The organism is Streptomyces sp. NA04227 (assembly GCF_013364195.1).
Lineage (GTDB): Bacteria > Actinomycetota > Actinomycetes > Streptomycetales > Streptomycetaceae > Streptomyces.
On record NZ_CP054918.1, the window covers coordinates 4,219,827 to 4,246,816 of the forward strand.

Sequence of the window (26,990 nt, forward strand, 5' to 3'; positions counted from 1 at the left end):
GCCTGGCCGCCGCTGCCGTTCGTCGCCCCGGCCCAGGTCAGCGGCGGGGCTCCCAGCGGAACCACCGTCGCACAGCGAAGCAGCACACGACGATCCAGGCCAGCGCGGTCGCCGTGGCGCCCAGCGTCTCGTACCCGGAGAGGTCGCCGGTCCATCCGGCCCGGATCAGTTGCACGGCCGGGGACAGCGGCAGCAGTTCGCACACGCCGGCCACGCGGTCGGGCATCACCTCCAGCGGGACGGTGATCCCGGAGCCGAGCATCGCGACCAGCAGGAACGGCATCACGGTGACGCCCGCGCTCTCCACGGTCCGGGTGAAACTCGCGGTCAGCGCGCCGAGCACGGCACACAGCGCCAGGCCGAGCAGGACACCGAGCAGCGCGAGGTGCGGCGCCTCGGGCGCCTCGACGCCGAGCAGCAGCGCACAGCCGACCGCGACGAGCAGGCACTGCACGAACCCGACGGCGGCCGCGGGCACCGAGGCCCCGGCCAGGACCTCGGCGTCGCTCGCCTCGCCGGTACGCAGCCGCTTCAGTACGAGTTCCTCGCGGCGTGCGACAAAGGTGGTCGTCAACGCGGTGTAGACGGCGAACAGCAGCGAGAAGCCCATCGCGGCGGGCAGCAGCACCTCCGCGAGGTCGAGTCCCGCCTTGTCCAGATCCATGTTCTCGGTACCGGAGCGCACGGTCAGCGGGAGCACGAACGGTACGAAGAGCGCCGTGAACAGCGTGCCCCGGTTGCGCAGAAACAGCGCCACCTCGGCCCGCGCCAGCGCGCCCACCCGCCCCCGCGCCGTAGTGCGCGCCCCACCACCCGCCACGGGGGCACCCACGCGCGCCCCGCCCTCGGCGACCGAACCGACCGAATCGGCTGCACCAGCTGAACTCGCTGAACCGACCGAACTCGCCTTACCGGCAGAGAACTTACGTTCCGTACGTTCCGCACTCACGCGCTGACCCCCTTCGCCCCGGTCGCAGCCCCGGCCGTACGACCCGCATCGCCCCCACGACCCGCATCGCCCCCACGACCCGCATCCGCCCCCTCGGCAGCCTCCGCCACCCCCGTACGCCTGTTGCTGTTGCTGTTGCTGTTGCTGTTGCTCTGCGCGATCCGCAGGAACGCCTCCTCCAGTGACGCCGCACGGACGTTGAGGGCGCGCAGCTCGACGCCGTGCTGGGCGGCCCAGGTCAGTACGACGGTGGCGGTGCGCTGCAACTCCCGTGTGTACAGGCGCAGATGGCGCCCGTCGGTCTCGTGGTGGGTGACGCCGAGCGGGGCGAGCGGCGGCAGATCGCCGGGCAGGTAGCGCTCGGGCAGTTCGAAGGACATCTGCGAGGGCTGTGAGGCCACCACATCGGCGACCGTGCCCTCGGCTGCGATCCGGCCCTCGTGCAGCACGGCGAGCCGGTCGGCCAGCTCCTCGGCCTCCTCCAGGTAGTGCGTGGTCAGCAGTACGGTCGTGCCTTCCTCGCGCAACTGCCGTACCAGGCGCCAGGTTTCGCGGCGCCCCTCGACGTCGAGTCCGGTGGTCGGCTCGTCCAGGAACAGCACCTCGGGACGCCCGAGCAGCGCGAGCGCGAGGTCGAGCCGCCGCCGTTCGCCGCCCGACAGCTGCTTGACCCGGACGTTCGCGCGCTTGCCGAGCCCGACCATGTCGAGCGCCTCGTCGACCGGGCGCGCGCCACTGGTGCACCCCGCCCACATGCGCACCGTCTCCGCCGCCGTGAGGTCCGAGGGGAAGCCGCCGTCCTGGAGCATCACGCCGGTACGGGGCCGTACGGCGGCGCGTTCGGTGAACGGGTCCCGGCCGAGCACGCGGACCCGGCCGCCCGCGGGCACGGCGAGCCCCTCCAGGAGCTCGACGGTGGAGGTCTTGCCCGCGCCGTTCGTACCGAGCAGGGCGAACAACTCCCCGCGCCGCACGGAGAAACTCACCCCGCGCACGGCCTCGAACCCGCCCTTGTAGGTGCGGCGCAGCTCCCTCGCCTCGATCACGCACTCAGTCGATTCCGTGTCCATGCCTTCGAGCCTCCCCGCCGCCGGGCCTCATCGGCAGTGCGCACTGTCATCGGCCCGCATGACAAATGTCAGACGCGGGTGAAGCGACGACAAGCGACCACAAGCGGCCACAAGCGACCACAGGGGAAAGCCGGGAATCAGCAGTAGCGGCGGCAGGAAGCAACGGGCAACACGCAACGGGCGAGAGACAACAGGTAACCGGCAACAGCCGCCGCGCAAGAAGCACAACGAGCAACCCACAACCCACAACTCGCGACTCGCAACCCACAACGCAAGAAGTCCCGGTCCGAAGACCGGGACTTCATCCGTTCACTGCACTTTTACTGCTCTGTGCATCTACAGAGCGAACGACGAGGTTCGAACTCGCGACCTCAACCTTGGCAAGGTTGCGCTCTACCAACTGAGCTACGTTCGCATTGCCTCCGACCGGCTCTCACCGATCGGCGCGAGCACCAGCCTACCCCATCCACAAGAGTGGTCGGTCCGGCGGTGCAGAGCGGGTGACAGGAATTGCACACTGCGCCTCCCCCTTGGAAAGGGGGTGTTCTACTACTGAACTACACCCGCACGTTCGTGAGGCCCGGCCTTTCGGCCTCGCCCCTCGGCGTGCTCCAGACTTTAGCTGACCTGCGGGGGTGCAGCGCAAGTCGGCTGCGTCCGGGGGCTGTTCCGATGGCCGCGGGCGGCCGGTGCCGACCGCCCGCGAAGTCCCCTGTGCCGAACCGGAACCCGCTGTTCAGCGGGCCGCTTCGAAGGCCTCGTAGACCTTCTTGGGGATGCGGCCGCGCGGCGGGACATCCATCTTGTGCGAGCGGGCCCAGGCGCGGACGGCGGCGGGATCCGGGGTGACGGCGGTGTGTGTGAAGGCCTTGCCGGACTTCGCCTGCTTGCGGCCCGCGTCGACGTAGGGCGCGAGCGCCTCGCGCAGTTTCGAGGCGTTCGTCTTGCTGAGGTCGATCTCGTACGACTTGCCGTCCAGGCCGAAGGCGATGGTTTCCGCCGCTTCTCCGCCGTCGATGTCGTCAAAGAGTGTGACCACGACACGCTGCGCCACGAATATCGGTCCCTTCGCGCGGCATCAACGGGCTTGACGTGCCCGTTTGCCGACTGTCCGGCTGTCCCTGGGAAAATCCCCCAGTAAGTGATTTCCTTTCTACAGGGCCCGGCATTGCATTGTGAAGCCCTCAGAAATATCTCTGCGTGTCTGCACACAATCTGCGCCGGACCATTTCCCTGGGGTTTCTCGGGTGTTTGTCGGGTGCTTGTTGGGGGGTTTCGACCCGGCTGCCCCCGCGTTAGGCGCATGGACGTGATGGACGTCTCGTGGGAAGCTACGAATCTACTCGCGTAGAATTTTCGGCGGATAGTTCCAGGTAGTCTGAAGGGACCTTGCAGGAATCTGAAGGGACCTTGCAGGAAGCTGCGGGAACCTGCTCAGCACCACACACCGGGAGTGCCAGTGGCACGCGTCGTAGTCGACGTCATGCTCAAGCCGGAGATCCTCGACCCCCAGGGCCAGGCCGTTCAGCGTGCGCTGCCGCGCCTCGGCTTCCAGGGCATCTCCGACGTACGTCAGGGAAAGCGCTTCGAACTCGAAGTGGACGGGCCGGTTGACGACGCCGCGCTCGCCCGAATCCACGAGCTCGCCGAAACCTTCCTCGCCAACACCGTGATCGAAAACTTCACCGTGAAGGTCGAGGAGGAAAAGTGACTTCACGTATTGGAGTCGTCACCTTCCCCGGCAGTCTCGACGATCGCGACACCCAGCGCGCCATCCGTCTCGCGGGCGCCGAGCCCGTCGCCCTGTGGCACAAGGACAAAGACCTGAAGCAGGTCGACGCCGTGGTCCTGCCCGGTGGTTTCTCCTACGGCGACTACCTGCGCGCCGGCGCCATCTCCCGTTTCTCCCCGGTGATGGAAACGATCATCACCGAGGCCCGCGCCGGACTTCCGGTGCTCGGCATCTGCAACGGATTCCAGGTCCTCACCGAGGCGCATCTGCTTCCCGGCGCGATGCTCGGAAACAATCACCTGCACTTCATCTGCCGCGACCAGAAGCTCCGCGTCGAGAACGCGGACACCGCCTGGACGGCCGATTACGAGGCGGGCCAGGAGATCCACATCCCGCTGAAGAACATGGACGGCCGCTACGTCGCCGACGAGCACACGCTGGACATGCTGGAGGCGGAGGGCCGGGTCGCCTTCCGGTACGTGGCCGGTTCGACGGGCAGCACGCCCGGCGTGGGCCACAACCCCAACGGCTCGCTGCGCGACATCGCGGGCATCACCAACGAGGCCGGAAACGTCGTCGGCCTCATGCCCCACCCCGAGCACGCCGTCGACCCGCTGGTGGGCAGCGGACGCACCGACGGCCTGCCGTTCTTCACCTCGATCCTCAAGAAGCTGGTCACCTCATGAGCCTCGACACGGTCGAGAACGCGACCCGTACCCCGGACGTCGACCTGCCCTGGGCCGAACTCGGCCTGAAGAAGGACGAGTACGAGCGCATCCTGGAGATCCTCGGCCGCCGCCCGACCGGCGCCGAGCTCGCCATGTACTCCGTGATGTGGTCCGAGCACTGCTCGTACAAGTCCTCCAAGGTGCACCTGCGCCAGTTCGGCGAGAAGGCCCCGCGGTCCGAGGCGATGCTCGTCGGCATCGGCGAGAACGCCGGTGTGGTCGACGTCGGCCAGGGCTACGCGGTCACCTTCAAGGTCGAGAGCCACAACCACCCCTCGTACGTCGAGCCGTACCAGGGCGCCGCGACCGGCGTCGGCGGCATCGTGCGCGACATCATCGCGATGGGCGCGCGCCCGGTCGCCGTGGTCGACCCGCTGCGGATGGGCGCCGCCGACCACCCCGACACCCACCGCGTGCTGCCCGGCGTGGTCGCCGGAATCGGCGGCTACGGCAACTGCCTGGGCCTGCCCAACATCGGCGGCGAGGTCGTCTTCGACGCCTGCTACCAGGGCAACCCGCTGGTCAACGCGGGCGCCATCGGCGTCATGAAGCACGAGGACATCCACCTCGCCAAGGCGTCCGGCGCGGGCAACAAGGTCATCCTGTACGGGGCCCGCACCGGCGGCGACGGCATCGGCGGCGCCTCCATCCTGGCCTCCGAGACCTTCGACGACGCCAAGCCCTCCAAGCGCCCCGCGGTCCAGGTCGGCGACCCCTTCCAGGAGAAGCTGCTCATCGAGTGCACCCTGGAGGCCTTCGCCGAGAAGCTCGTCGTCGGCATCCAGGACCTCGGCGCGGCCGGTCTGTCCTGCGCCACCAGCGAGCTGGCCTCCAACGGCTCCGGCGGCATGACCGTCGTCCTGGACGACGTACCGCTGCGCGACTCCACGCTCTCGCCCGAGGAAATCCTCATGAGCGAGTCGCAGGAGCGCATGTGCGCGGTGGTCGAGCCGGAGAAGGTCGAGCGCTTCCTCGCCATCTGCGAGAAGTGGGACGTCATCGCCACCGTCATCGGTGAGGTCACCGACGGCGACCGCCTGGAGATCTTCTGGCACGGCGAGAAGATCGTCGACGTCGACCCGCGCACCGTCGCCCACGACGGCCCGGTCTACGAGCGCCCGTACGCGCGCCCCGACTGGCAGGACGCCCTCCAGGCCGACGACGCGAACAAGCTGCCCCGGCCGGGCACCGGCGCCGAGCTGAAGGACCAGGTCCTCAAGCTCGTCGGCTCCCCGAACCAGGCCTCCAAGGCATGGGTCACCAGCCAGTACGACCACTTCGTGCAGGGCAACACGGTGCTCGCCCAGCCCGAGGACTCCGGCATGATCCGGATCGACGAGGAGACCGGCCTCGGCGTCGCCCTCGCCACCGACGGCAACGGCCGCTACGCCAAGCTGGACCCGTACCACGGCGCCCAGTTGGCGCTCGCCGAGGCGTACCGCAACGTCGCCACCACCGGTGCGACCCCGCTCGCCGTCTCCGACTGCCTCAACTTCGGCTCCCCCGAGGACCCGGCGGTCATGTGGCAGTTCGCGGAGGCGGTACGCGGTCTGGCCGACGGCTGTCTCCAGCTCGGCACCCCGGTCACCGGCGGCAACGTCTCGCTGTACAACCAGACCGGCGAGGCGGCCATCCACCCGACCCCGGTCGTGGCCGTCCTCGGCGTCATCGACGACGTCGCCCGCCGCACCCCCGTCGGCTTCCGGGAAGAGGGCCAGCTCCTCTACCTGCTCGGCGACACCCGCGAGGAGTTCGGCGGCTCGGCCTGGTCCCAGGTGATCCACGACCACCTGGGCGGTCTGCCCCCGCAGGTCGACCTGGACCGCGAGAAGCTGCTCGGCGAGATCCTCGTCTCGGCCTCCCGCGACGGCATGATCGACTCCGCCCACGACCTCTCCGACGGCGGCCTGATCCAGGCCGTGGTCGAGTCGTCCCTGCTCGGTGAAAAGGGCGCCCGCCTGACCGTCCCCGACGGTCTGGACGCCTTCACCTTCCTCCTCTCGGAATCCGCGGGCCGCGCCCTGGTCGCCGTCCCGCGCTCGGAGGAGGTCCGCTTCAACGACATGTGCGGGGCCCGGGGGCTGCCGGTCACGCGTATCGGTGTCGTGGACGGCGTCGAGTCCGAGGGCGCGGTGCTGGATGTGCAGGGCCAGTTCAGCGTTGCGCTGAGCGAGCTGCGTACGGCGCACGAGTCGACGATTCCGGGGCTCATGGCCTGAGTTCGGCCTCGTTCGGAGTAACTGCCGCCGCCCTGCCCGGAGTTCCGGGTGGGGCGGTGGTGTGTTTGAGGTGGGGATGCCGGGGCCAGTGATGAGATGTCGGGTGCGTCGAAGTAAGAATCGATCTACGTAAGAACTCATCTACCTTTGATGGCGTCGAGCCTCCGCTGATGGGCATCGAGCCTCCGCGGGCTATGTGGCGCGGCCCTGTCATGGCATCGCCGACCGAGCCGAGGACGACGCGACGACGTCCCGGCTATTCCTGCAGTCCGAGGTCGGCAGTCTGCACGCCGGGTAGTTCACCGAAGTTCGCCCGGTCGTCGAGGGTGACCACGGCTCTCGCTGTGGCGGCGGCAGTGGCCGCGATGATCAGGTCATGCGCGCCCCTCGGGCGACCCAGCCGACGAACCTCAGCCAGCAACTGGGCGTGAGTACGGGCGACTTCGAGCGTGTAGTCCTCAATGGGGACGACAGCGAGAATGGCGGTGACGAAGTCCTGGCGCTTCTGCCGCCGTTCTGGTGCGGCAAGTTCAACACCGAGAAGCAGCTCGGCCGCGGTGACCGCGGCAATGGTGACGTCGTCGCTGTCGGCGAAGACGATCCGCTTGCCGGATCGCTCCAGGCCGATAAGGACGCCCGTGTCGAGAATCAGTCGTCGGGCCACGACGCGCTCGGCTCGTCGGTGACCAGCGTGCGCGCCGCACGAACGTCGTCGGCGAAGTCAGGGTCGGGGGCATGGGCGGCCAGTATGTCGTTCAAGGCGGCGCCGTTCCCCGTTGGCGCAGGGCCGATGATGGCCAGACGCCGACCCGCACGAGTGATCACGACCGACTCACCATGCTCCGCCGCGTCGAGCAGAGCGGCGAAATTCCGCGATGCCTCTGTGGCGGTCATCAGTCTCATGAAATCAGAGTATCTGATTCCTGCGATGCGTGACTAGGTGCCACCCATCGTGATCATCGATCCGGAACCCCGTACGCCATCCCAGGTTCGGGCGTCACGTTCTCTCCAGCCGTAGCGCTCGTGCACCACCGAGCGGTGTGGCTACCGGAACCCGCCGGGTCGCTGGATCCGCCCGTCGCCTCAGCTCCAGAAATCGTCCGACTTCTCGATGTCCGCGCTGCACTCGTCGATGTCGCTGATCATGCCGTCGACCAGGGTGAAGAACAGGCCTTCCTGGAGGTCGATCTTCTTGCCCGCGCGTTCGGCGTGCATGCGGTGCATGGAGATCACGTGGCCGCGGCCGTCGGCGCAGACGGCTTCGAGGTCGGCGCGCATCTTGCCGGCCGTCTCGTCGCCCATCCGCCGGTACAGGCCGATGCAGGCGTCGCGGCCCTTGTGGTGGCCCGAGAGCTCGCCGTGGCCGGGGACGTGGTGGACGACGTCGGCGGTCATCAGGCCCGCGAGAGCGTCCATGTCGCCCTTGTTGAAGGCGTCGTAGCCCTTGCGGATGACTGTGCTGTCCGGGTGCTCACCCATGGTGACGCACCCCTTCCCTGTGTGAGTGTTCCGTCCTGCTTCTTCCCTTTGTTCCCCTCACTCATGGTCTCCCTTCGAGGGACTCAGGTCCATGCGGGAGGAGAAGGGAGGGGCGGGAGGAGAGGGGCGGAAGGCGGGACGAGCCGCGGGGCGAGGGGAGGGTGGGTCGGCCGGAATTGGCGGCACGGGTGTGAACTGCCGCGAATAGACTGGCCGGCATGCCGCCCAGGAAGCGCACCCGCAGCTACGACTCCGCGAAGATCAGGGCCGCTGTGCTCGCCCAGTACGCGCAGGTGCGCGAGGCCGTGGCGGGGCTCGACGCGGAGCGGCTCGCGGCGGACAGTGCGCTCGGCGGCTGGGCCGTGCGGGATCTTGTCGCGCACATCGCCATAGGGGTGCAGTCCGTCAGTCGCGGTGTGCAACGACCCGCGCCCGCGAAGGCCGAACACACCGCGCTCGACTTCCCGTTCCTCACCGCCCCCTTCGCCGAGGTGGTCGCCGAGGGCAGCAGGGCGCTGGCCTTGGCCGAGGCCGACCTGGTCACCTTCGGAAAGGCGGTCGCCGACCGGGTCGCCAAGGATCTCGCCAAGGCGCCGGACGAGCGGGTGATCGACGCCCGGTTCGGCTCGATCACGCTGGGGGACTTCCTGGTCACCCGTACGCTCGAACTCGCCGTGCACACGGACGACTTGAACCGTTCGACGGGCCTCGCCATCCCCATCGAGCGCGAGGTGCTCGCCGCGTCCACGCGGCTGCTCGCCGACGCCCTCGCCGTGAAGGCGCCCGGTGGAGCGGTGGAGGTGCGCGTCCCGCCGTTCGCCGTGGTCCAGTGCGTCGAGGGGCCGCGTCACACGCGCGGTACGCCGCCGAACGTCGTCGAGATGAGCCCGCTCACCTTCATACGGCTGGCCACCGGCCGTACGGACTGGGCCACGGCACTGGACGCCGCCCAGGTCAGCGCGAGCGGAGAACGCGCCGATCTGTCCGAGCTGCTGCCGCTGATGGGCTGATCCGTCCGCCCGGCGCAGCCCACCCCTCGCTACGCCAACTCCCCTCCCCACCCGAGGACTTCGCGTGACCACCCAGCAGGACTCGCTCCGGGCCGTTCCCGGTTGCCCCTTCGACCACGACTTTCTGGCGGACCCCTTCGCGGGATACGGACGGCTGCGTGCGGACGGGCCCGTGCACCGGATCGCGCTGCCGGACGGTTCGCCCGCCTGGCTCGTACTGCGCGAGGCGGATGTACGGGCCGGGCTCGCCGACCCCCGGCTGTCCTTGGACAAGGCCCATTCCGGGGGCGGTTACAAGGGGTTCAGCCTGCCTCCGGCGCTGGACGCCAATCTGCTCAACATGGACGGCGCGGACCATCTGCGGCTGCGGCGGCTGGTCGCACAGGGCTTCACGCCACGGCATGTCGAGAAGCTGCGCGGGCCGGTACAGGCCGAGGCCGATCGGCTGGCGGACGCGCTCGCCGCGCGTATCGCGGCCGAGGGCAGTGCCGATGTGGTCGCCGGGTTCTCGCAACCGCTGCCGCTCGCGGTGATCGGGGACCTGTTCGCCGTACCGGACGCCGACCGGCCCGCCTTCTCCGGCTGGGTGGCCACCATGCTCCTGCCGGAGGACCCGCGTCAGATCCCCGAGGCGGTGCGGCAGATCCACGGCTACTTTGTGGACCTCGTCGCCGAGCGCCGCCGCACCCCCGGCGACGACCTGCTCTCCGAGCTGATCGCGGCCCGCGACGAGGGCGACCGCCTCAGCGAGAACGAACTCGTCTCCCTCGCCTTCCTGATCCTGCTCGCCGGGAGCGAGAACGCCCAGCACCTGATCAGCGGCGGCCTGCTGACCCTGCTCCGCCACCCCGCCCAACTGGCGGAACTGCGAGCGGACTTCAGCCTGATGCCCGAGACCGTCGAGGAACTCCTGCGGCACGTCAACGCCAACCAGACGGCCATCCGCCGCTTCGCCACGGAGCCGATCGAACTCGGCGGTACGACGATCCCGCGCGGCGACACCGTCATGCTCAGCCTCGCCTCCGCCCACCGCGACCCGGCCCGCTACACCGCCCCGGACACCTTCGACATCCACCGGGCGGACAAGGGCCACCTCGCCCTCGGCCAGGGCCTGCACTACTGCCTCGGCGCCCCGCTGGCCCGGATGGAGATCGACGTCGCACTGAGCACGCTGCTGCGGCGCTTCCCGAACCTGGCCCTTGCGGTGCCGGCCGAGGAGCTCGCGTGGCGTACGACGTTCCGGACACACGCGCTGGGGGCGCTGAAGGTGCGGGGCTGAGGACTTCAACGGCGGTTGTGCACAGGAGAGTTCGGCCCGTACGGCCTCACCAAGTGGCCGGTCGAAGGCGCCCTGACGTGCGTACCGACGGCGCGGAGCGCAACCTGGTAGAGACGCCCGCGTTCGGCGGTCGCCCATGAGGGAGGCACGATGAGCGCACGCAGTGGAAAGCCGCGCAATATCTTCCTCGTATGGCTGATCTGGCCACTGATCACGCTCGGTATCTACTTCTTCGTCTGGTACTTCAAGATCAACCGCGAGGCCCGTGACTTCGACGAACGCATCGAGGTCAGCCCCGTACACGCGATGTTGGCCCAGCTCATCGGCTGGATCATCATCGTGCCCCCGTTCGTTTCGACCTACCGCACCGGCCAACGGATCGCGGCGATGCAGAGGGCCGCCGGACTGCCCGGCAGTTGCAACGCGTGGATCGGATTCATCCTGATGTTCGTCGCCGGTCTGCACTCGCTGTACTACCAGCACGAGATCAACCAGGTCTGGGCCCACTACGGCAACCCACCCGAGGGAACAGCCGTACCGCTCACGAGCTGACGATCACGCGGGAACTCCGGCCGCCGTCCAGTCCGGGGTGAACACGGGCTCGTGGCTGACCTGGACGCCGGATGTTCGGCCCCGCGGAGCGCCGTCTCGTCTCGGCGCGGAAGGGGCGTTCGGCCGGGGCCGGTGCCGCCGGGACGGACTCCCCAGGGGTGGCGGCGGTGTGGGCGTGCTGCCTGCCCGAGCCGTGACGTCCGACGGGCGGACGTCGAGAACCGCTCGGCAACGGGAGAACTCTCAGCCGGACCGGGAGAGCTCCCAGCCGGCCGTCACACAGAGCGACCAAGCGCGGGCTGAGCGCTGATTTTCAGCCAGCGCACCAGCAGATGGCGCTCGCGACACGGACCAGGTCGACGTGGCGGCGCTCCGCGAGGACGGCGTACGGGCCGTCGGGCAGCTGCATGGCCGAGAGCGTGACCGATGACACTCGTGGCCGTCAACGATGATCCGGATACCGGACATCGGCGTCTCAATCAGGCTCTGTCCTGGGGTTTCTTGCCGGAGGAGGGGAGTGGCGGCCGGGGCGGGGAGCAGGGGGCGGGTACCGGCCCCATTCGGACCAGTGGTCGATCTCGCCTACACTCGGTGGCGTGCCACGTGGTGACGGTCGACTCAATCACGACTTGCTCCCCGGCGAGAAAGGCCCCCAGGACGCTTGTGGCGTCTTCGGTGTCTGGGCTCCGGGCGAAGAAGTCGCAAAGCTCACGTACTTCGGGCTCTACGCCCTCCAGCATCGAGGTCAGGAGTCCGCGGGAATCGCGGTGAGCAACGGCTCCCAGATTCTCGTCTTCAAGGACATGGGCCTGGTCTCGCAGGTCTTCGACGAAACCTCTCTCGGTTCCCTCCAGGGACACATCGCCGTGGGCCACGCCCGCTACTCCACGACCGGTGCCTCGGTCTGGGAGAACGCGCAGCCCACCTTCCGTGCCACCGCGGAGGGCTCCATCGCCCTCGGGCACAACGGCAACCTGGTGAACACCGCCCACCTCGCCGAGCTCGTCGCCGAGCTTCCGCAGGGGCACGAGAGCCGCGGCGCCAAGGTGGCCGCGACCAATGACACCGACCAGGTCACGGCCCTGCTGGCCGGTCAGCGGGACGAGAACGGCAAGCCGCTCGGTCTCGAAGAGGCCGCGCTGAAGGTGCTGCCCGAGGTGCTGGGCGCCTTCTCGTTCGTCTTCATGGACGAGCACACCCTCTACGCCGCCCGCGACCCGCAGGGCATCCGCCCGCTGGTCCTCGGCCGCCTGGAGCGCGGCTGGGTGATCGCCTCGGAGAGCGCCGCGCTCGACATCTGCGGTGCGACCTACGTACGCGAGATCGAGCCCGGCGAGTTCGTCGCCGTGGACGAGAACGGCTTCCGCAGTACGCGCTTCGCCGAGGCTCGGCCCAAGGGCTGCGTATTCGAGTACGTCTACCTGGCCCGGCCGGACACCGACATCGCGGGGCGCAACGTCTACCTCTCCCGCGTGGAGATGGGCCGCAAGCTCGCCAAGGAAGCGCCGGTCGAGGCGGACCTGGTGATAGCGACACCGGAGTCCGGCACCCCGGCCGCCATCGGTTACGCCGAGGCCTCGGGTATCCCCTTCGGCGCCGGGCTCGTCAAGAACGCGTACGTGGGGCGGACCTTCATCCAGCCCTCGCAGACCATCCGTCAGCTGGGTATCCGGCTCAAGCTGAACCCGCTGAAGGAAGTCATCGCGGGCAAGCGTCTGGTGGTCGTGGACGACTCGATCGTGCGCGGCAACACCCAGCGCGCCCTGGTGCGGATGCTCCGCGAGGCGGGTGCCGCCGAGGTGCACGTACGGATCTCCTCGCCGCCGGTGAAGTGGCCCTGCTTCTTCGGTATCGACTTCGCGACCCGGGCCGAGCTGATCGCCAACGGCATGACCGTGGAGGAGATCGGCAAGTCGCTCGGCGCCGACTCGCTCTCGTACATCTCGCTCGACGGCATGATCGAGGCGACCACCATCGCCAAGCCGAATCTGTGCCGGGCCTGCTTCGACGGCGAGTACCCGATGGAGCTGCCCGACCCCGAGCTGCTCGGCAAGCAGCTCCTGGAGACCGAGCTCGCCGCGGGTCCGGCCTCGACGGCCGCCTCCGAGGCCGTCCGGCGCCCGTAGCTCCCGTACCTCCGCATTTCTGATCGCCTCCCGAAAGAGACGTGTCCCCATATGTCTGGTGTGCCAGGTTCCGCTGACGCACCCACCGGCGCCTCCTACGCCGCCGCGGGTGTCGACATCGAGGCGGGCGACCGCGCCGTCGAGCTGATGAAGGAGTGGGTCAGGAAGACCCGCCGCCCCGAGGTCCTCGGTGGCATCGGCGGCTTCGCCGGGCTCTTCGACGCCTCCGCGCTGAAGCGCTACGAGCGTCCGCTGCTCGCCTCCGCCACCGATGGTGTCGGCACCAAGGTGGACCTGGCGCGGCAGCTCGGGGTGTACGACTCCATCGGGCACGACCTGGTCGCCATGGTCATGGACGACATCGTGGTCTGCGGCGCCGAACCGCTGTTCATGACCGACTACATCTGCGTCGGCAAGGTGCACCCCGAGCGGGTCGCGGCGATCGTGAAGGGCATCGCGGAGGGCTGTGTGCTCGCCGGGTGCGCGCTGATCGGCGGCGAGACCGCGGAGCACCCGGGCCTGCTCGGGCCCGACGACTTCGATGTCGCCGGTGCCGGTACGGGCGTGGTCGAGGCGGACCGGGTGCTCGGCGCGGAGCGCATCCGGGAGGGCGACGCGGTGATCGCGATGGCCTCCTCGGGTCTGCACTCCAACGGCTACTCGCTGGTGCGCCACGTGCTCTTCGACCGGGCCGGGCTGCGGCTGGACCAGCACGTCGAGGAGTTCGGGCGCACCCTCGGCGAGGAGCTGCTCGAACCCACCAAGATCTACTCGCTCGACTGTCTGGCGCTGCTGCGGACCACCGAGGTGCACGCCTTCTCGCACGTCACCGGTGGCGGCCTGGCCGCGAACCTGGCCCGGGTCATCCCGGATTCGCTGTACGCGCGCCTGGACCGTTCGACCTGGACCCCGGCCCCGGTCTTCGACCTGGTCGGGCGGCACGGTCAGGTGGAGCGCCTCGAACTGGAGAAGACGCTCAACATGGGCGTCGGCATGATCGCGATCGTCCCGCAGGACTCGGTCGACGTCGCCCTGGCCACCCTCGCCGACCGCGAGGTGGAGGCCTGGGTCGCCGGTGAGATCACGGCCCGCGGTGCTCACTCGACGGGCGCGGCCCTCCATGGCGACCACGCCGCTTGACGCACGAGCGCCGAGGACGGCCCGCCGGCGACATGGCGGGCCGTCGTCCGGCGACCCGTTGACGCATGCGCCGTCGTCCGACGCGTGCCGGTGCGTGACGCGTCCGCGCCGCGGCTCTCCGTGCGCTGGACCGGCTCCCTCACCGCTCGCGCGGCAGCACGAAACCCGGTCCGGCACAAAGGCTCCGGACCGGGTGAAGTGCGGTTGTTGCGAGAGCGAGGGCTACAGGAGCCCGGCGGACCGCGAAGGCGGTCGCGTCAAGCGCCGCGGCGCTGTGACGACGGATCGGACTCTTCGGAGTCCTCGTCCTCGTCGTCGTTGTAGCGAGACGCGTACTGTGCGTACGGATCGTCTTCGCCCTCGTCATCGTCCTCGAGCGGCTCGCCGTTCGGCGGCTGGCTCGAAGTCGATGCGCCCAGCTCGTTGGCCAGACGCGACAGGTCAGTCCCGCCGCTGTTGTACTTCAGCTGGCGGGCGACCTTTGTCTGCTTGGCCTTGGCCCGGCCGCGCCCCATGGCTCGACCCCCTCGGTGACGGGGCTCGACGGCCCCAGAGTCTTGACACGCGTTCATGATCTGGAACGGGCCCTCCGTGGAGAGTCCGGTCCGTAGGGCTTCCACGGTACCTGCTGTTGCGGCCATACGGTACGTCGCCCGCAGGACGCGCCTGTCAGCAGAACCGGCGAGGAGCCCCATCCTCGCTGGTCAGCCGCAATATTAACCTCTTCTTCGCGGCCGACCCGCCGACGGGGGTGAGTCTTGTCTCTCACCGCTGCCGACGGCTGCGGTTCTGCTGGTCAAGCGCTTTCCGGTCGTCTTCCTGGCGGCTTGGCGCAGAGCGTCGCCGCACGCAAGCGGAAGGCGACCGCCCGCCCCCGCCGGGCCGGTCCGGAACAGATGTTCGGAGCGGTGGTTCGGAGCAGGTGTCCGAAGTCGCGGTCCGAAAAGAGTGTCCGGATCCGGTCGGCGGGGGCGGCCCGGCTCAGGCGCGGCGGGCCTGGGCCATCAGTCCTTCCGCGATGCGGTCCGCCGCCGCGGCCGGCGGTATGCCATCGTCCTTCGCGCGAGCGAATATTTGCAGCGTGGTGTCGAAGATCTTCGCGGCCTTCGTCTTGCAGCGCTCGAAGTCGAAGCCGTGCAGCTCGTCGGCGACCTGGATGACGCCACCGGCGTTCACCACGTAGTCGGGCGCGTAGAGGATGCCGCGGTCGGCGAGGTCCTTCTCGACGCCGGGGTGGGCGAGCTGGTTGTTGGCCGCGCCGCACACCACGGAGGCCGTAAGTACCGGCACCGTCGTGTCGTTGAGGGCTCCGCCGAGGGCGCACGGGGCGTAGATGTCCAGACCCTCGGTGCGGATCAGGGCGTCGGTGTCGGCGGCGACCGAGACGGCGGGGTGCCGCTCGGTGATCTTGCGCACCGACTCCTCGCGGACGTCCGTGATCACGATCTCGGCGCCCTCCTCGACGAGGTGCTCCACCAGGTGGTGGCCGACCTTGCCGACTCCGGCGATGCCGACCTTGCGACCGCGAAGTTCCGCGGAGCCCCACAGGTGCTGGGCGCTGGCGCGCATGCCCTGGTAGACGCCGAAGGCGGTGAGCACCGAGGAGTCACCGGCGCCGCCGTTCTCGGGCGAGCGGCCGGTGGTCCACTGGCACTCGCGGGCCACGACGTCCATGTCGGCGACGTACGTGCCGACGTCGCAGGCGGTGATGTAGCGCCCGCCGAGGGAGGCCACGAACCGGCCGTAGGCCAGCAGGAGTTCCTCGCTCTTGATGCGCTCGGGGTCGCCGATGATGACGGCCTTGCCGCCACCGTGGCCGATCCCGGCCATGGCGTTCTTGTAGGACATGCCGCGCGAGAGGTTCAGCGCGTCGGCGACGGCCTCCTCCTCGCTCGCGTACGCGTAGAAGCGCGTACCGCCGAGCGCGGGGCCGAGAGCGGAGTTGTGGATGGCGATGACGGCCTTGAGGCCGCTCGCGCGGTCCTGGCAGAGCACGACCTGCTCGTGGCCCGCCTGGTCCGAGTGGAACAGGGTGTGCAGTACCCCGGCAGGGGCGCCGGTTACGTCGGTCACTGTGGTGACTCCTGGGTAATAGCGGCGATGGACGGATGGTCCGCGGCCCGGTTGCCGCTTGTGGCGGAACGCCGGTCCGCGGCATTTCGGGTGCGGCCTTGGGGGCCGACGAGCACGAGATTAGAGCCTGTGGGGCGATGCGTGCGCACAGTCCCGCCGATCACGTTCCGGCCGCGCGGTGCCGTGGCACGATTTGCAGTGCTTTCCGTGCCGTCGACCGCCGTCGATCGCCGCCGCCCGCCGCCCGTCGCCCCCCCTGGGGCCGGTGCGGCACCGGCGGCCGGGCGGGCGGCCCGAACTGGAAGAGGAGTGGCTGTGCCCCAGGTGTCCTCGGTGACGGTGCCGTACGCCACGTATCTGCGTGTGTACGAGCCACTCGCCGCCTTCCCCGAGCCGGAACGCGGGCACTGGGAGCGGTACGCGAAGCGGACCGAACTGCCCTCCTGCCAGGACGAGCTGCGCCGCTCGCTGGCGTCCCTGGTGGCGACGCCGCCGATGGCGGTGCCGGTGCACGAGAGCGAGGACGCCTTCGTCGCCGAGGTGGACGGGGTGCTGTGCGTCTGCCCCTGGCGGACCCGGCTGCGCGGCTGGCAGTCGCTCGGCGAACTGGCCGGGCAGTGGCCGCTGCCGGTCCTGGACGCGGTGCTGCCGCCGGTGGTGCGTCAGCAGGCGATGGCCGACTACGAACAGTGGCTGGCCGAACACCCGGACGCACGGCCGTGGATCAGGTCCTCGACCTGGCAGGTGCCGCTGAGCTGGTTCGCGCTCTTCGAGGACGAGGAGCGCGAGTACGCGAAGGAGAACGGCGAAGAGCCCGCGCGACTTCGCTATCGCACGCCGATGGTGCAGGCCAGGCGCCGGGTCGCGCGCGCCTTCAAGGCGCTCAAGGACAGCGTGGACGAGGGCCCGCTGCTGGACGGTCTGGTGGAGGTGGGCCGCTGGCTGGAGGAGTTCCATCCGCGGTCCCTGGTCGAACTGGACTACGGGGGACTGGTACACGCACTCCCGGCGGAGGAACTCGACGCCGACCATTCGGCGGCGGATGTGACAGAAGGCATCACGGCTTTGCGCAGGGGCGAGGGAGCACAGGCGGCCGAGGCGTACCGTCGTCTCGTGGAGCGCTGGCGTTCGGTTCGCGAACGTCAGTTGGCGAACTGACGGGCCACCACATCTCCTTGTGGGGACGTAGGTCCCGATCCGGGCCAACCTCTCAAGCGTGATGGACCGCACTTACGGCCCTCTTGCGCCCATCACCCCTCCTCGTGCCAAAATAGGACAAGGAGTCCGGTGAGGCCTCCTTCCGCTCAACTGTGGGTGGAATGCTCGACATTGCACGCCATCGGGGGTCCGAGTGATCACCGAGCGCCACTGTGACTGATCGTCACGGTGGCGTAACTGTCCGCTATGGCATGGTCCATCGGCTTCCGTCGCTGATGGATACCTGACGGGGCAATTCCATCGGTTTGGCCGACGCGGCTGGACAGATGGTGTAGTTGTAGTGCCGAGGACAAGCCGTTCGTCCTATAACCGACTCGACCCGGGTCGCCCATTTCGGGCAACGCGGGCCAAGGTGCAGAATTTAGAGGAAAGAACCGAAGGTTCGGTTCTCCGAGGAGGCCGCTCATGACCGCTCGCACCCCTGATGCCGAGCCACTGCTGACGCCCGCTGAGGTTGCCACGATGTTCCGCGTCGACCCGAAGACGGTCACGCGCTGGGCAAAGGCCGGCAAGCTCACGTCGATCCGCACGCTCGGCGGCCACCGCCGCTACCGCGAGGCGGAGGTCCGTGCCCTGCTCGCGGGTATCCCGCAGCAGCGCAGCGAGGCCTGAGAAAAACCGCAAGAACCGTAGAAAACAGGACGTAGAGCCCCCAGTCGGGGCTTCGCCCGCACCGGACCCCCATCCGGTCGGCGTCCGACTTGCAGCTCCATGCGGCGCGGGCCCTGCCCCAACAGGCCCTGTTCCCCTGCAAGATCAAAGGGTGCGTCGTCGATCGCGCTGGACTCCGCCGGGTCCAGCGCGATCTTTTTTGTGCCCGGTGAGTGGCGCGCGCGAGGCCGCCCGGGACTCCCTCGTGAGCCGCTGGGCGCGCCGCGGACCCTCGCACTCTCTTCGCGCCCGCCGTTTCTTCCGCTCGCCACAGCGGGCGGCCAGCGCTTCTGTGGGATCCCTCCAACTGCCGGAACGGTGCGTGAAGCTCTCGCCACCGCCCCTCACCGGCACGTGCAATTGCACATATTAAATCGATGCGTTGTAGGAGGGGGTTAAGTAATGCCCCTGCGGTAAGAGATTCCGTGACACCTGTCACAGTGTGATGCTCTTGTTACTGCACCAGGGCCTGCGCTATGCGCAACTCTCCTGAATTGGAAGATGCTTGACAGCTCCCGGAGGTTGCTTCGCGAAGAGCATCAGTTCTGGCGAGTGTGTCCGGGGGCGGGGCGGCGGCGGGGCTCACGCCCTGTGAGGGCGGCGGTCCGGCGGGAGTTGGGGGCGGGTGGGGGTGCGGCGTACGTACGGGGTGCGGGCGCGGCGTGCTTGCGCGTACGTACGGGCCTGCCGTACGGCCCCTGGAGGTCACAGCGGGACTTGGCCGGGCGGGCCCGGCTCGGCCGGACTCCGCGCGGGCGCGTGCCCGCAGCACGGCGAAGGCCCGCACCCACTGGGTACGGGCCTTCATCTACTGCGGTCCTGACGGGATTTGAACCCGCGGCCTCCACCTTGACAGGGTGGCGAGCACTCCAAACTGCTCCACAGGACCTGGCTTGCAGCGGAACCTTCCTTCGCTGCGGAAGAGACTGTACCCCAGGTCAGGGGGGTGGGTCGAACTGAGCGGGAACGGGGCCCGAACAGCGGTCGAGCAGGGCCCCGACAGGTGTCCGTGGCCCTGCTCGACGTCGCGCGGGGATGCGTCCCGGCGCCGCCTCAGGCGTACTTGTCGACGATCTTCAGGATGCGCTTGTCGGAGACCGGATACGCGGTGCCGAGGGCGTGCGCGAAGTAGCTGACGCGCAGTTCCTGGAGCATCCAGCGGATCTCCTGGACCTCCTGCGGCGCGGGACGGCCCTGCGGGAGCTGTTCCAGGAGCCAGGCGTACTCGTCCTGGAGTTCGCGGACCTTGTCCATGCGGGTGGTGTCCCGCTGGGCGTTGGACGGCATCTGCTGGAGACGGCGGTCGGCGGCGACCAGGTACCGCATCAGGTGACCGAGCCGCCCGAGCCCCGCCTCGGTGACGAAGCCGGGGTGCACCAGGGCGTCCAGCTGGGCGCGCACATCGGCGACGTTGTCCTTGAGCGCGGGCGAGGTCACCGTCTTCAGGCGCCGCTCGCAGGACTGCCAGGCGGCGAGCACCTGCTGCACCTGGCCGACCGTGTGCACGGTCGCGTCGACGATCTCGGCGCGGACCTTCTCGTACAGCTTGCGGTAGGACTCCTCGTCCCAGGCGGGGCCGCCGAAGTCCGCGATCAGCTTGTCCGCGGCGGCCGTGACACAGTCCGCGAAGAGCTGCGGGATGCCGCCGTGGGGGTTCGCCGAGAGGGCGAGCTTGGCGGCGTTGCTCAGCTTGTCCGAGGCGAACTTGGCCGGGTTGACGGGGATGTTGCGCAGGATGAGCCGCCGGGTGCCGCGCCACATCGCCCGCTGCTGCTCGGCCTCGGTGTCGAAGAGACGTACGGAGACGGTGTCGCCGTCGTCCACCAGCGCCGGATACGCCTTGACCGGCTGCCCGGCCCGCTTGGTCTCGAAGAGGCGGCTGAGCGTGCCCACCGTCCAGTCGGTGAGGCCCGAGCGCTCCACCGACTGCTCGCCGGAGCGTTCCGCGGTCGCGGCGGCCGCCCGGGAGATCGCCTTGCGCGCCTTGGGCCGCAGCTGGAGCTTGAGCGCCTCCAGGTCCTTGTCCTCGGCGAGTTGGCGGCGCCGTTCGTCGACGATGCGGAAGGTGATCCGCAGATGCTCGGGCACCCGGGACAGGTCGAAGTCGTCGCCCGTGACCGGCACCCCCACCATCCGCTTCAGCTCGCGCGCCAGCGTCACGGTGATCGGCTCCTGGAGGGGCTGGGCACGCTCCAGGAAGGCCTTGGCGTAGTTGGGCGCCGGGACGTAGTGACGGCGGATGGGCTTGGGCAGCGAGCGGATCAGCTCGGTGACGACCTCCTCGCGCAGGCCCGGGATCTGCCAGTCGAAGCCCTCGTCGGTGACCTGGTTGAGGACCTGCAGCGGAATGTGCACGGTGACGCCGTCCGCGTCCGCACCCGGTTCGAACTGGTAGGTCACCCGGAACTTCAGCGCACCCTGGCGCCAACTGTCCGGATAATCCGCCTTGGTGACCGCCTGCGCCTGCTCGTTGATGAGCATCGAGCGCTCGAAGTCGAGGAGTTCGGGCTCCTCGGTCTTCTTCCGCTTCCACCAGGAGTCGAAGTGCGCCCCGGACACGACGTGTTCGGGCACCCGCTCGTCGTAGAAGTCGAACAGGGTCTCGTCGTCGACGAGGATGTCGCGGCGCCGCGCCCGGTGCTCCAACTCCTCGACCTCGGTGAGGAGTTTGCGGTTGTCCGCGAAGAACTTGTGGTGCGTGCGCCAGTCACCCTCGACCAGGGCGTGCCGGATGAACAGCTCGCGGCTGACCTCCGGGTCGATCCGGCCGTAGTTGACCTTGCGCTGCGCGACGATCGGCACCCCGTACAGCGTCACCTTCTCGTAGGCGAGCACCGCCGCCTGGTCCTTCTCCCAGTGCGGCTCGGAGTAGGTGTGCTTGAGCAGATGCCCGGCCAGCGGCTCGATCCACTCCGGTTCGATACGGGCGTTGACGCGCGCCCACAGCCGCGACGTCTCCACCAGCTCCGCCGACATGAGGAACCGCGGCGGCTTCTTGAACAGCGCCGAACCCGGGAACACCGCGAACTTCGCGCCACGCGCCCCGAGATACTCGTTCCGCCCGCCACGGCCCTTCTCGCCCTCGCCGCCGCGAGCGGGCTTCGCGTCCTTGCTCTCCTTGACGTCCTTCATACCGACGTGCGACAGCAGACCCGCGAGCAGCGAGATGTGGATCTGCTGGTCACCGGAGTCGTCCTCGGCGATCGTCAGGCCCATCTGCTTTGCCACGGTACGCAGTTGGGTGTAGATGTCCTGCCACTCGCGGATGCGCAGATAGTTCAGGAACTCGCTCTTGCACATCCGGCGGAACGCCGATGACGACAGCGCCTTCTGCTGCTCGCGCACATACCGCCACAGGTTGATGTACGCGAGGAAGTCGCTCGTCTCGTCCTTGAACCGGGCGTGCTGCTGATCGGCCTGCGCCTGCTTCTCGGTGGGGCGTTCGCGCGGGTCCTGGATCGACAACGCGGCCGCGATCACCATGACTTCACGGACACAGCCGTTGCGGTCCGCCTCCAGCACCATTCGCGCAAGGCGCGGGTCCACCGGCAACTGGGCCAGTTTCCGCCCCATTTGGGTGAGGCGTTTGCGTACGTCCTTCTCGCTGGGGTTCAACGCCCCCAGTTCCTGAAGGAGTTGGACGCCGTCGCGGATGTTGCGGTGGTCGGGCGGGTCGATGAAGGGGAACTTCTCGATCTCGCCGAGCCCGGCCGCGGTCATCTGCAGGATGACGGAGGCCAGGTTCGTACGCAGGATCTCGGCGTCGGTGAACTCCGGCCGCGCCAGGAAGTCGTCCTCCGAGTACAGCCGGATGCAGATACCGTCCGAGGTACGGCCGCAACGCCCCTTGCGCTGATTGGCACTTGCCTGACTGACCGGCTCGATCGGCAGCCGCTGCACCTTGGTGCGGTGGCTGTAGCGGGAGATACGGGCGGTGCCCGGGTCGATCACGTACTTGATGCCGGGGACGGTCAGCGAGGTCTCGGCGACGTTCGTGGCCAGCACGATGCGCCGCCCCTGATGCGCCTGGAACACCCGGTGCTGCTCGGCGTGCGACAGCCGCGCGTAGAGCGGCAGGATCTCGGTGGCACCCGGCATGCCCTGGGTGTGCCGGTACTTCTTCTCCAGCGCGTCCGCGGTGTCGCGGATCTCGCGCTCACCGGACAGGAAGACCAGGATGTCGCCGCGCGGCTCGCGCGAGAGCTCGTCCACCGCGTCCACGATCGCGGTGATCTGGTCCCGGTCCGACTCGGCGGAGTCCTCCTCGAGCAGCGGCCGGTAGCGCACCTCCACCGGATACGTCCGCCCGCTCACCTCGACGATCGGCGCGGCCCCGAAGTGCCGCGAGAAACGCTCCGGATCGATGGTCGCCGAGGTGATGACCACCTTCAGGTCCGGGCGGCGCGGCAGCAGCTGCGCCAGATAACCCAGCAGGAAGTCGATGTTCAGGGAACGCTCGTGCGCCTCGTCGATGATGATCGTGTCGTAGGCGCGCAGCTCCCGGTCGGTCTGGATCTCGGCGAGCAGGATGCCGTCCGTCATCAGCTTCACGAAGGTCGAACCGCCGACCTGGTCGGTGAACCGCACCTTCCAGCCGACGGCCTCACCCAGCGGCGAGTCCAGCTCCTGCGCCACCCGCTCGGCGACCGTACGGGCCGCCAGCCTGCGCGGCTGCGTGTGCCCGATCATGCCGCGCACACCCCGGCCCAGCTCCAGACAGATCTTCGGGATCTGCGTGGTCTTACCGGAACCGGTCTCACCCGCGACGATCACGACCTGGTGGTCGCGTATCGCCGCGAGGATCTCGTCCTTCTTCTGGCTGACCGGAAGCTGCTCGGGATACGAGACGGCCGGCACCCGGCCCGCCCGCAGGGCGAGCCGCTCCTCGGCGGCGGCGGCCTCCGCCCCGATCTCCGCGAGCACGGCGGACCGCGCCTCGGGCTTACGGATCCTGCGCGCACCCTCCAGCCTGCGGCCGAGCCGGTTGGCGTCGCGCAGCGACAGAGCGGAGAGGCGGTCGGAGAGAGCGGCGAAGTCGCCCTGCGGGGCGGTGCCCGAGGCGGAGGCGGGGGCGGGCTGCGTAGACATACGAACCCCAGGATCTCATCCCGGGGAAATCGGTGGCGAACTCTTTTGCCGGGGAGGCAGGGGAGGCGGGAGGGAGAGGGATCACGAGGGGCCGGGGGCTGGGTGCCCTGGGCTGGGGGCCTCCGGGGGCGGGGCTGGTGTGGTGGGTCGTGCGGCCGACCGTCGCGGGGCCGGTTTGGCGGGTTTGTCCTAGCGTGGCCGTATGTCTGAGGAATCCGGGGCGGATACGGGCGGGGACGTCCCCGAGGACGGGGACAGGGACGGGGGCGAGGGCCGGAGCGGGGGCGGCGCGCACGCTCGTACGCGGCGGCCCCGGGAGCGGTGGTCGTGGTTTCGCGGGACGCCGTTCTGGCCCGCGACCGTGCTCGTCGTCATCCTCGCCCTCGCGGCGGGCCTCTTCGCGGGCTCGTACACGTACTCCATGGCCAAGCCCACGCCGCACCACATCCCCATCGGTGTGACCGGGGACGTCGCGGCACTGAGCGGCAAGTCCTACATCGCCGACCTGGAGCGCGAACTCGACACCTCGCTGAGCCCGCACCGGTACGACACCCGGGCCGAGGCCGTGCACGAGGTGCAGGAGCAGAACATCTTCGCGATCGTCGACGTCGCGCCGGGCGGGCGGGCCGTCGAGTTCGCGGTGTCCAGCGCCTCGGGCGCCTCGGTCGCCGACGTACTCACCCGGGCGGCGCCGCAGGTGGCCGAGGAGGCCGGGGTGAAGGTGCGGGTGAGAGACCTCAACCCGCTCCAGGAGGGCGACCCGCGCGGCCTGGCGATCTTCTACATCACCCTGGCCGCGGTGATCGTCGGCTTCGTCGGCTCGATCCAGCTCTCCGTGCACGGCAGGGACCTGGGCCCGCTGGCACGCATCGTGTTCACCTCGGCGTACTCGATGCTCGGCGCCCTGGTGATCGTCGGGGTCGTCGACTGGTGGATCGGGGCCGTCGACCTGCCCGAGGGCGAGTCCTGGGTGATCCTCGCGCTGACGATGTTCACCTCCGGCATGGTCTCCACGATGTTCACCACCCTCTTCGGCCGCTGGGCGATGCTGCCCACCTGGGGCCTGCTGATCATCCTCGGCAACCCGTCCTCCGGCGGCGCCGTCTCCTGGCCCCTGCTGCCGACCGCACTGCGCGTCATCGGCCGTTGGCTCCCGCCCGGCGCCTCGGTCAGCGCCCAGCACACGGCCGTCTACTTCCCCCACAACCAGCACGCGGCCCCCTTTCTCGTCCTCGCCGCCTGGGCCCTCGTCGGCACCTCGGTGTTCTGGTTCTGGCGGCATCGCCATCCCGGCGCCTCGTCGACGTTGCCCCGGGGGGAGCACGCGGCGGTGTGAGAGGGGCCGGGTTGGTCGGCTCGGGTGGGCAACCGTTGGGCGGGGCGGATGGTCGTTGTCTGTACGGATGCGCGAAAGCGTTCGTGTGCGCGTACGCCGCCAGGACTTTCAAGAGCGCAAGATCACCAAGATCACCAAGAGCGCGACGATCGCCAAGATCACGAACATCGCAAGGTTCACGAAACACGAGATCCGTCCTAGGGGGGACCCATGTCTCGCAGTGCTCGTACGTCCCGTTCGCTCGGCTTACTGGCCGCCTCGGCCCTGATCGCCCTGCCCGTCGGGGTGGGGCTCGCGGCCTTGCCCGCGTCCGCGGCCGAACCCACGGCCACGGCGGTCGCCGACGACGGCGGCCACTCGGTCACGTACACGGCCGGGGCGCAGCAGTACAACGAGGTGGTGATCACCGAGGCCAAGGGCACGGAGTTCACCATCGACGACACCGTGCCGATCACGGCCGGCACCGGATGCGTGCACCCCGACAAGACCGACCAGACCAAGGTCGTGTGCACCCTGACCGAGTTCGGCGACTACTGGGTCCGCATCCATGTCGACCTCGGTGACTACAAGGACGAGTTGTCCATGCACGCTGGCAACGAGAACGTCATCCACGGCGGCTCCGGCAACGACACCCTCACCGGCGACGGCAACGACATGCTCTACGGCGACGACGGTGACGACACCCTCACCGGCGGCACCCAGCTCGGCGGCAACGGCGCCGACCTGCTCTCGGCCCCGAACTACAGCGCCGACGGCGGCTACGGCAACGACACCCTCGTGGGCACGGACGACGCCGACACCCTTTACGGCGGCCCCGACCACGACATGCTGATCGGCCGCGCGGGCGACGACGTGCTGTACGGCAACAGCGGCAACGACACCATCTACGGCGGTGGCGGCAACGACACCATCTCGGGCGGTCCGGGGACCAACGAGATCCACCAGTAGGGGCGCACGGCTCGGCGTCGTCGAGTCATCGGTAACGAAAGCGGTCGCAGGTACGAAAGCGGCTCCAGGTACGGAAGCGGCCCCACCGATGGATGGTCTTTCTTCGGTGGGGCCGTGCCGGGTGCCTTGTTCGGGCGTACGTTGGCGTACCGGTATGAAAAAGGCCCCCTCCGAGAATCTTCGGAGGGGGCGTTCTGCCTGTTCAGGCTGCTGTGGCTGGGGCCGGGGTCGAACCGGCGACCTTCCGCTTTTCAGGCGGACGCTCGTACCAACTGAGCTACCCAGCCATCCGCTCGGAGAGCGGGAGTGATCCGAGGGATCACAGCGGTCCTGACGGGATTTGAACCCGCGGCCTCCACCTTGACAGGGTGGCGAGCACTCCAAACTGCTCCACAGGACCAGGCTTTTGCGTGGTGCGCGGGATAAGTCTCGCACATCCTCTCGCGTGTCCCCAACGGGATTCTCGCCGTCTCCGCACGCTCACCGGGCAGCCGGAAGGTGGGGGATTCGCAGATTCCTGGAGGGAGATCACACAAGCCCGCCACCCTTCTTCCGGAAGCTCCGCCTTGCTCCGAGAAGCCCTTGAGCAAGGCCTTCATCGGTGTGAGGTGGTGCTCCGTCAGCTCGGGTGACGTCGCTGAATGAGCGTATCAGAACCACGGGGGTGCTCCGAAAACGTCCATGTGGGGAGGGTGGGAGGGGAGGGCGCGTGCGGGGTGGGTGGTCGGCTCCGGGAGCGCAAGTTGTTGTCCCCGGGCTGTGGATAACTGCCCGACCGTGACTGCCTGTGGAAAACCTCGGGTGAGGTCCGTCGCCGTGCCAGACTCGCAGTGCCTTGATCACAGGGCGCCGGGCCCGGGGAGCGGGCGCGGCCGGGGGGGAAGGGGCTGGGGGAGTGAAACCGAGGATACGAGGGACCTTGATCGCGGTCGCGGTGGTGGCCGCCGCGATCGGGGTCACGGAGTGCGGCAAGGCGGTTCGGGGCGACGAGGAGCCTCCGCGAGCGAAGAAGGAAGTACAGCGAGATGTGCGGCAGGTGATCGAGGACGCGGGGCTTTCGCCCGTGGACTCCTCGTATGTGGCGACCATGCACAGCGGGGGCTCGGCGCCTCGGAAGGAGTGTTGGATCGATGCCGAACGGTCGTTGGCCGCGGCGGTACCCGCGAAGGAGGACCTGGGCGCGGTGGTCGCGGTCGCCGAGCGGCACGGCTGGCGGGCGGGGAAGCGGCAGAAACTCCGAGGCGAAAGCGATCTTGAGTTCGTCGAGCTGAAGAAGTCGGGCTGGACACTCATCTTCTCGCGGTTCCTGTCCCAGGACCGCTTCGGGGGTTCCCTCCACTTCTCCGCCAGCCGCGACGACTGCTGAGGGGGCGGTGGTTGGCGTCGGCCGGA

General features: G+C 69.1%; 23 protein-coding genes and 5 tRNA genes. 13 read left to right on the plus strand and 15 right to left on the minus strand.

Translation table 11 applies throughout. The features are described from left to right. Positions 1-37 precede the first annotated feature (37 nt). The 5 genes from HUT18_RS17925 to HUT18_RS17945 all read right to left on the minus strand — a co-directional run bounded on the left by HUT18_RS17925 (position 38) and on the right by HUT18_RS17945 (position 3,073). A complete protein-coding gene (locus tag HUT18_RS17925; protein ID WP_176101643.1) occupies positions 38-832 on the minus strand; it encodes an ABC transporter permease in 795 nt (264 codons plus the stop codon). Between the two features lie 113 nt (positions 833-945). Then, the gene (locus tag HUT18_RS17930) at positions 946-2,019 is read right to left on the minus strand and encodes an ABC transporter ATP-binding protein (RefSeq protein WP_176101644.1); all 1,074 of its coding nucleotides are present in this window, start codon (positions 2,017-2,019) and stop codon (positions 946-948) included. Positions 2,020-2,361: 342 nt separating this feature from the next. Beyond that, positions 2,362-2,434 (minus strand) — tRNA-Gly (locus HUT18_RS17935). An 80-nt stretch (positions 2,435-2,514) separates the two neighbouring features. Beyond that, a tRNA-Gly gene (locus tag HUT18_RS17940) sits at positions 2,515-2,586 on the minus strand. Between the two features lie 169 nt (positions 2,587-2,755). Beyond that, the gene (locus HUT18_RS17945; protein WP_176101645.1) at positions 2,756-3,073 is read right to left on the minus strand and encodes an Lsr2 family protein; all 318 of its coding nucleotides are present in this window, start codon (positions 3,071-3,073) and stop codon (positions 2,756-2,758) included. 405 nt (positions 3,074-3,478) lie between these two features. Between HUT18_RS17945 and purS the strand changes: the two genes are divergently transcribed. From purS to purL, 3 genes are read left to right on the plus strand one after another with little or no spacing between them, the layout of a single operon-like run. Continuing rightward, the gene (purS, locus tag HUT18_RS17950; protein WP_176101646.1) at positions 3,479-3,730 is read left to right on the plus strand and encodes a phosphoribosylformylglycinamidine synthase subunit PurS; all 252 of its coding nucleotides are present in this window, start codon (positions 3,479-3,481) and stop codon (positions 3,728-3,730) included. Next, positions 3,727-4,437, plus strand: a complete 711-nt coding sequence (purQ, locus tag HUT18_RS17955) for a phosphoribosylformylglycinamidine synthase subunit PurQ (protein WP_176101647.1) — start codon at positions 3,727-3,729, stop codon at positions 4,435-4,437. Before purS ends, purQ begins: the two co-directional genes overlap by 4 nt. Beyond that, positions 4,434-6,698 carry a phosphoribosylformylglycinamidine synthase subunit PurL gene (gene purL, locus HUT18_RS17960; RefSeq protein ID WP_176101648.1) on the plus strand — a complete coding sequence of 755 codons (2,265 nt, stop codon included), beginning with the start codon at positions 4,434-4,436 and terminating at the stop codon, positions 6,696-6,698. Before purQ ends, purL begins: the two co-directional genes overlap by 4 nt. A 256-nt stretch (positions 6,699-6,954) precedes the next feature. Here purL and HUT18_RS17965 read toward each other — a convergent pair whose 3' ends face one another. The 3 genes from HUT18_RS17965 to HUT18_RS17975 form a co-directional block, all read right to left on the minus strand. Next, positions 6,955-7,362 (minus strand): PIN domain-containing protein, encoded by a 408-nt coding sequence (locus HUT18_RS17965; protein WP_176101649.1) that lies wholly within the window; start codon positions 7,360-7,362, stop codon positions 6,955-6,957. After that, positions 7,347-7,601, minus strand: a complete 255-nt coding sequence (locus tag HUT18_RS17970; protein WP_176101650.1) for a type II toxin-antitoxin system Phd/YefM family antitoxin — start codon at positions 7,599-7,601, stop codon at positions 7,347-7,349. The genes HUT18_RS17965 and HUT18_RS17970 overlap by 16 nt, the downstream gene beginning before the upstream one ends. A 180-nt stretch (positions 7,602-7,781) precedes the next feature. After that, positions 7,782-8,177, minus strand: coding sequence for a nuclear transport factor 2 family protein (locus HUT18_RS17975; protein WP_176101651.1), 396 nt, complete (start codon positions 8,175-8,177; stop codon positions 7,782-7,784). Positions 8,178-8,395: 218 nt separating this feature from the next. Between HUT18_RS17975 and HUT18_RS17980 the strand changes: the two genes are divergently transcribed. The 3 genes from HUT18_RS17980 to HUT18_RS17990 all read left to right on the plus strand — a co-directional run bounded on the left by HUT18_RS17980 (position 8,396) and on the right by HUT18_RS17990 (position 11,018). Beyond that, positions 8,396-9,187 carry a maleylpyruvate isomerase family mycothiol-dependent enzyme gene (locus tag HUT18_RS17980; RefSeq protein ID WP_176101652.1) on the plus strand — a complete coding sequence of 264 codons (792 nt, stop codon included), beginning with the start codon at positions 8,396-8,398 and terminating at the stop codon, positions 9,185-9,187. Positions 9,188-9,251: 64 nt separating this feature from the next. Beyond that, positions 9,252-10,466 carry a cytochrome P450 gene (locus HUT18_RS17985; RefSeq protein WP_176101653.1) on the plus strand — a complete coding sequence of 405 codons (1,215 nt, stop codon included), beginning with the start codon at positions 9,252-9,254 and terminating at the stop codon, positions 10,464-10,466. Between the two features lie 150 nt (positions 10,467-10,616). Further along, positions 10,617-11,018 (plus strand): DUF4234 domain-containing protein, encoded by a 402-nt coding sequence (locus tag HUT18_RS17990; protein WP_176101654.1) that lies wholly within the window; start codon positions 10,617-10,619, stop codon positions 11,016-11,018. Between the two features lie 313 nt (positions 11,019-11,331). On the opposite strand, the gene HUT18_RS34330 is transcribed toward HUT18_RS17990, so the two are convergent. Beyond that, entirely contained in the window at positions 11,332-11,427 is a 96-nt protein-coding gene (locus HUT18_RS34330; RefSeq protein WP_368661535.1) for a putative leader peptide, read from the minus strand. Between the two features lie 187 nt (positions 11,428-11,614). Here HUT18_RS34330 and purF point away from each other — a divergent pair, with 187 nt between their 5' ends. Together purF and purM are read left to right on the plus strand one after the other, a co-directional pair. Beyond that, positions 11,615-13,144 carry an amidophosphoribosyltransferase gene (gene purF, locus HUT18_RS17995; protein ID WP_176101655.1) on the plus strand — a complete coding sequence of 510 codons (1,530 nt, stop codon included), beginning with the start codon at positions 11,615-11,617 and terminating at the stop codon, positions 13,142-13,144. A gap of 60 nt (positions 13,145-13,204) precedes the next feature. Beyond that, positions 13,205-14,284 carry a phosphoribosylformylglycinamidine cyclo-ligase gene (gene purM, locus HUT18_RS18000; protein ID WP_254878665.1) on the plus strand — a complete coding sequence of 360 codons (1,080 nt, stop codon included), beginning with the start codon at positions 13,205-13,207 and terminating at the stop codon, positions 14,282-14,284. A 257-nt stretch (positions 14,285-14,541) separates the two neighbouring features. Here the strand turns inward: purM and HUT18_RS18005 are convergent, their stop codons facing one another. Together HUT18_RS18005 and HUT18_RS18010 are read right to left on the minus strand one after the other, a co-directional pair. Beyond that, on the minus strand, positions 14,542-14,799 hold the full coding sequence (locus HUT18_RS18005) for a DUF3073 domain-containing protein (protein ID WP_176101657.1): 258 nt from the start codon (positions 14,797-14,799) through the stop codon (positions 14,542-14,544). Between the two features lie 466 nt (positions 14,800-15,265). Beyond that, the gene (locus HUT18_RS18010) at positions 15,266-16,357 is read right to left on the minus strand and encodes a Glu/Leu/Phe/Val dehydrogenase (protein ID WP_176101658.1); all 1,092 of its coding nucleotides are present in this window, start codon (positions 16,355-16,357) and stop codon (positions 15,266-15,268) included. A gap of 315 nt (positions 16,358-16,672) precedes the next feature. Here HUT18_RS18010 and HUT18_RS18015 point away from each other — a divergent pair, with 315 nt between their 5' ends. Next, on the plus strand, positions 16,673-17,515 hold the full coding sequence (locus HUT18_RS18015) for a hypothetical protein (RefSeq protein WP_176101659.1): 843 nt from the start codon (positions 16,673-16,675) through the stop codon (positions 17,513-17,515). A gap of 465 nt (positions 17,516-17,980) precedes the next feature. Then, positions 17,981-18,187 carry a developmental transcriptional regulator BldC gene (gene bldC, locus HUT18_RS18020; protein WP_003949541.1) on the plus strand — a complete coding sequence of 69 codons (207 nt, stop codon included), beginning with the start codon at positions 17,981-17,983 and terminating at the stop codon, positions 18,185-18,187. Positions 18,188-19,040: 853 nt separating this feature from the next. Here the strand turns inward: bldC and HUT18_RS18025 are convergent. Both HUT18_RS18025 and hrpA read right to left on the minus strand, forming a co-directional pair. Continuing rightward, positions 19,041-19,115, minus strand: a tRNA-Asp gene (locus HUT18_RS18025). Positions 19,116-19,279: 164 nt separating this feature from the next. Further along, on the minus strand, positions 19,280-23,314 hold the full coding sequence (gene hrpA, locus HUT18_RS18030) for an ATP-dependent RNA helicase HrpA (RefSeq protein ID WP_176101660.1): 4,035 nt from the start codon (positions 23,312-23,314) through the stop codon (positions 19,280-19,282). A 202-nt stretch (positions 23,315-23,516) separates the two neighbouring features. On the opposite strand from hrpA, the gene HUT18_RS18035 reads away from it, so the two are divergent. Beyond that, positions 23,517-24,650, plus strand: a complete 1,134-nt coding sequence (locus HUT18_RS18035) for an ABC transporter permease (RefSeq protein ID WP_176101661.1) — start codon at positions 23,517-23,519, stop codon at positions 24,648-24,650. Positions 24,651-24,860: 210 nt separating this feature from the next. After that, positions 24,861-25,598 (plus strand): calcium-binding protein, encoded by a 738-nt coding sequence (locus HUT18_RS18040; RefSeq protein WP_176101662.1) that lies wholly within the window; start codon positions 24,861-24,863, stop codon positions 25,596-25,598. A gap of 213 nt (positions 25,599-25,811) precedes the next feature. Here the strand turns inward: HUT18_RS18040 and HUT18_RS18045 are convergent. Both HUT18_RS18045 and HUT18_RS18050 read right to left on the minus strand, forming a co-directional pair. After that, positions 25,812-25,885 (minus strand) — tRNA-Phe (locus HUT18_RS18045). A gap of 38 nt (positions 25,886-25,923) precedes the next feature. Then, positions 25,924-25,998 (minus strand) — tRNA-Asp (locus HUT18_RS18050). Between the two features lie 519 nt (positions 25,999-26,517). Here HUT18_RS18050 and HUT18_RS18055 point away from each other — a divergent pair. Next, the gene (locus HUT18_RS18055; protein WP_176101663.1) at positions 26,518-26,964 is read left to right on the plus strand and encodes a hypothetical protein; all 447 of its coding nucleotides are present in this window, start codon (positions 26,518-26,520) and stop codon (positions 26,962-26,964) included. Positions 26,965-26,990: the final 26 nt, after the last annotated feature.

Bases quoted from the DNA above. Each gene is read 5' to 3' on its own strand.
- HUT18_RS17990 (WP_176101654.1), top strand. From the start codon at position 10,617: ATGAGCGCACGCAGTGGAAAGCCGCGCAATATCTTCCTCGTATGGCTG.
- HUT18_RS34330 (WP_368661535.1), bottom strand. From the start codon at position 11,427: ATGCAGCTGCCCGACGGCCCGTACGCCGTCCTCGCGGAGCGCCGCCAC.
- HUT18_RS17980 (WP_176101652.1), top strand. From the start codon at position 8,396: ATGCCGCCCAGGAAGCGCACCCGCAGCTACGACTCCGCGAAGATCAGG.
- purL (WP_176101648.1), top strand. From the start codon at position 4,434: ATGAGCCTCGACACGGTCGAGAACGCGACCCGTACCCCGGACGTCGAC.
- HUT18_RS17975 (WP_176101651.1), bottom strand. From the start codon at position 8,177: ATGGGTGAGCACCCGGACAGCACAGTCATCCGCAAGGGCTACGACGCC.
- HUT18_RS18035 (WP_176101661.1), top strand. From the start codon at position 23,517: ATGTCTGAGGAATCCGGGGCGGATACGGGCGGGGACGTCCCCGAGGAC.
- HUT18_RS18005 (WP_176101657.1), bottom strand. From the start codon at position 14,799: ATGGGGCGCGGCCGGGCCAAGGCCAAGCAGACAAAGGTCGCCCGCCAG.
- HUT18_RS17930 (WP_176101644.1), bottom strand. From the start codon at position 2,019: ATGGACACGGAATCGACTGAGTGCGTGATCGAGGCGAGGGAGCTGCGC.
- bldC (WP_003949541.1), top strand. From the start codon at position 17,981: ATGACCGCTCGCACCCCTGATGCCGAGCCACTGCTGACGCCCGCTGAG.
- HUT18_RS17970 (WP_176101650.1), bottom strand. From the start codon at position 7,601: ATGAGACTGATGACCGCCACAGAGGCATCGCGGAATTTCGCCGCTCTG.
- hrpA (WP_176101660.1), bottom strand. From the start codon at position 23,314: ATGTCTACGCAGCCCGCCCCCGCCTCCGCCTCGGGCACCGCCCCGCAG.
- HUT18_RS18040 (WP_176101662.1), top strand. From the start codon at position 24,861: ATGTCTCGCAGTGCTCGTACGTCCCGTTCGCTCGGCTTACTGGCCGCC.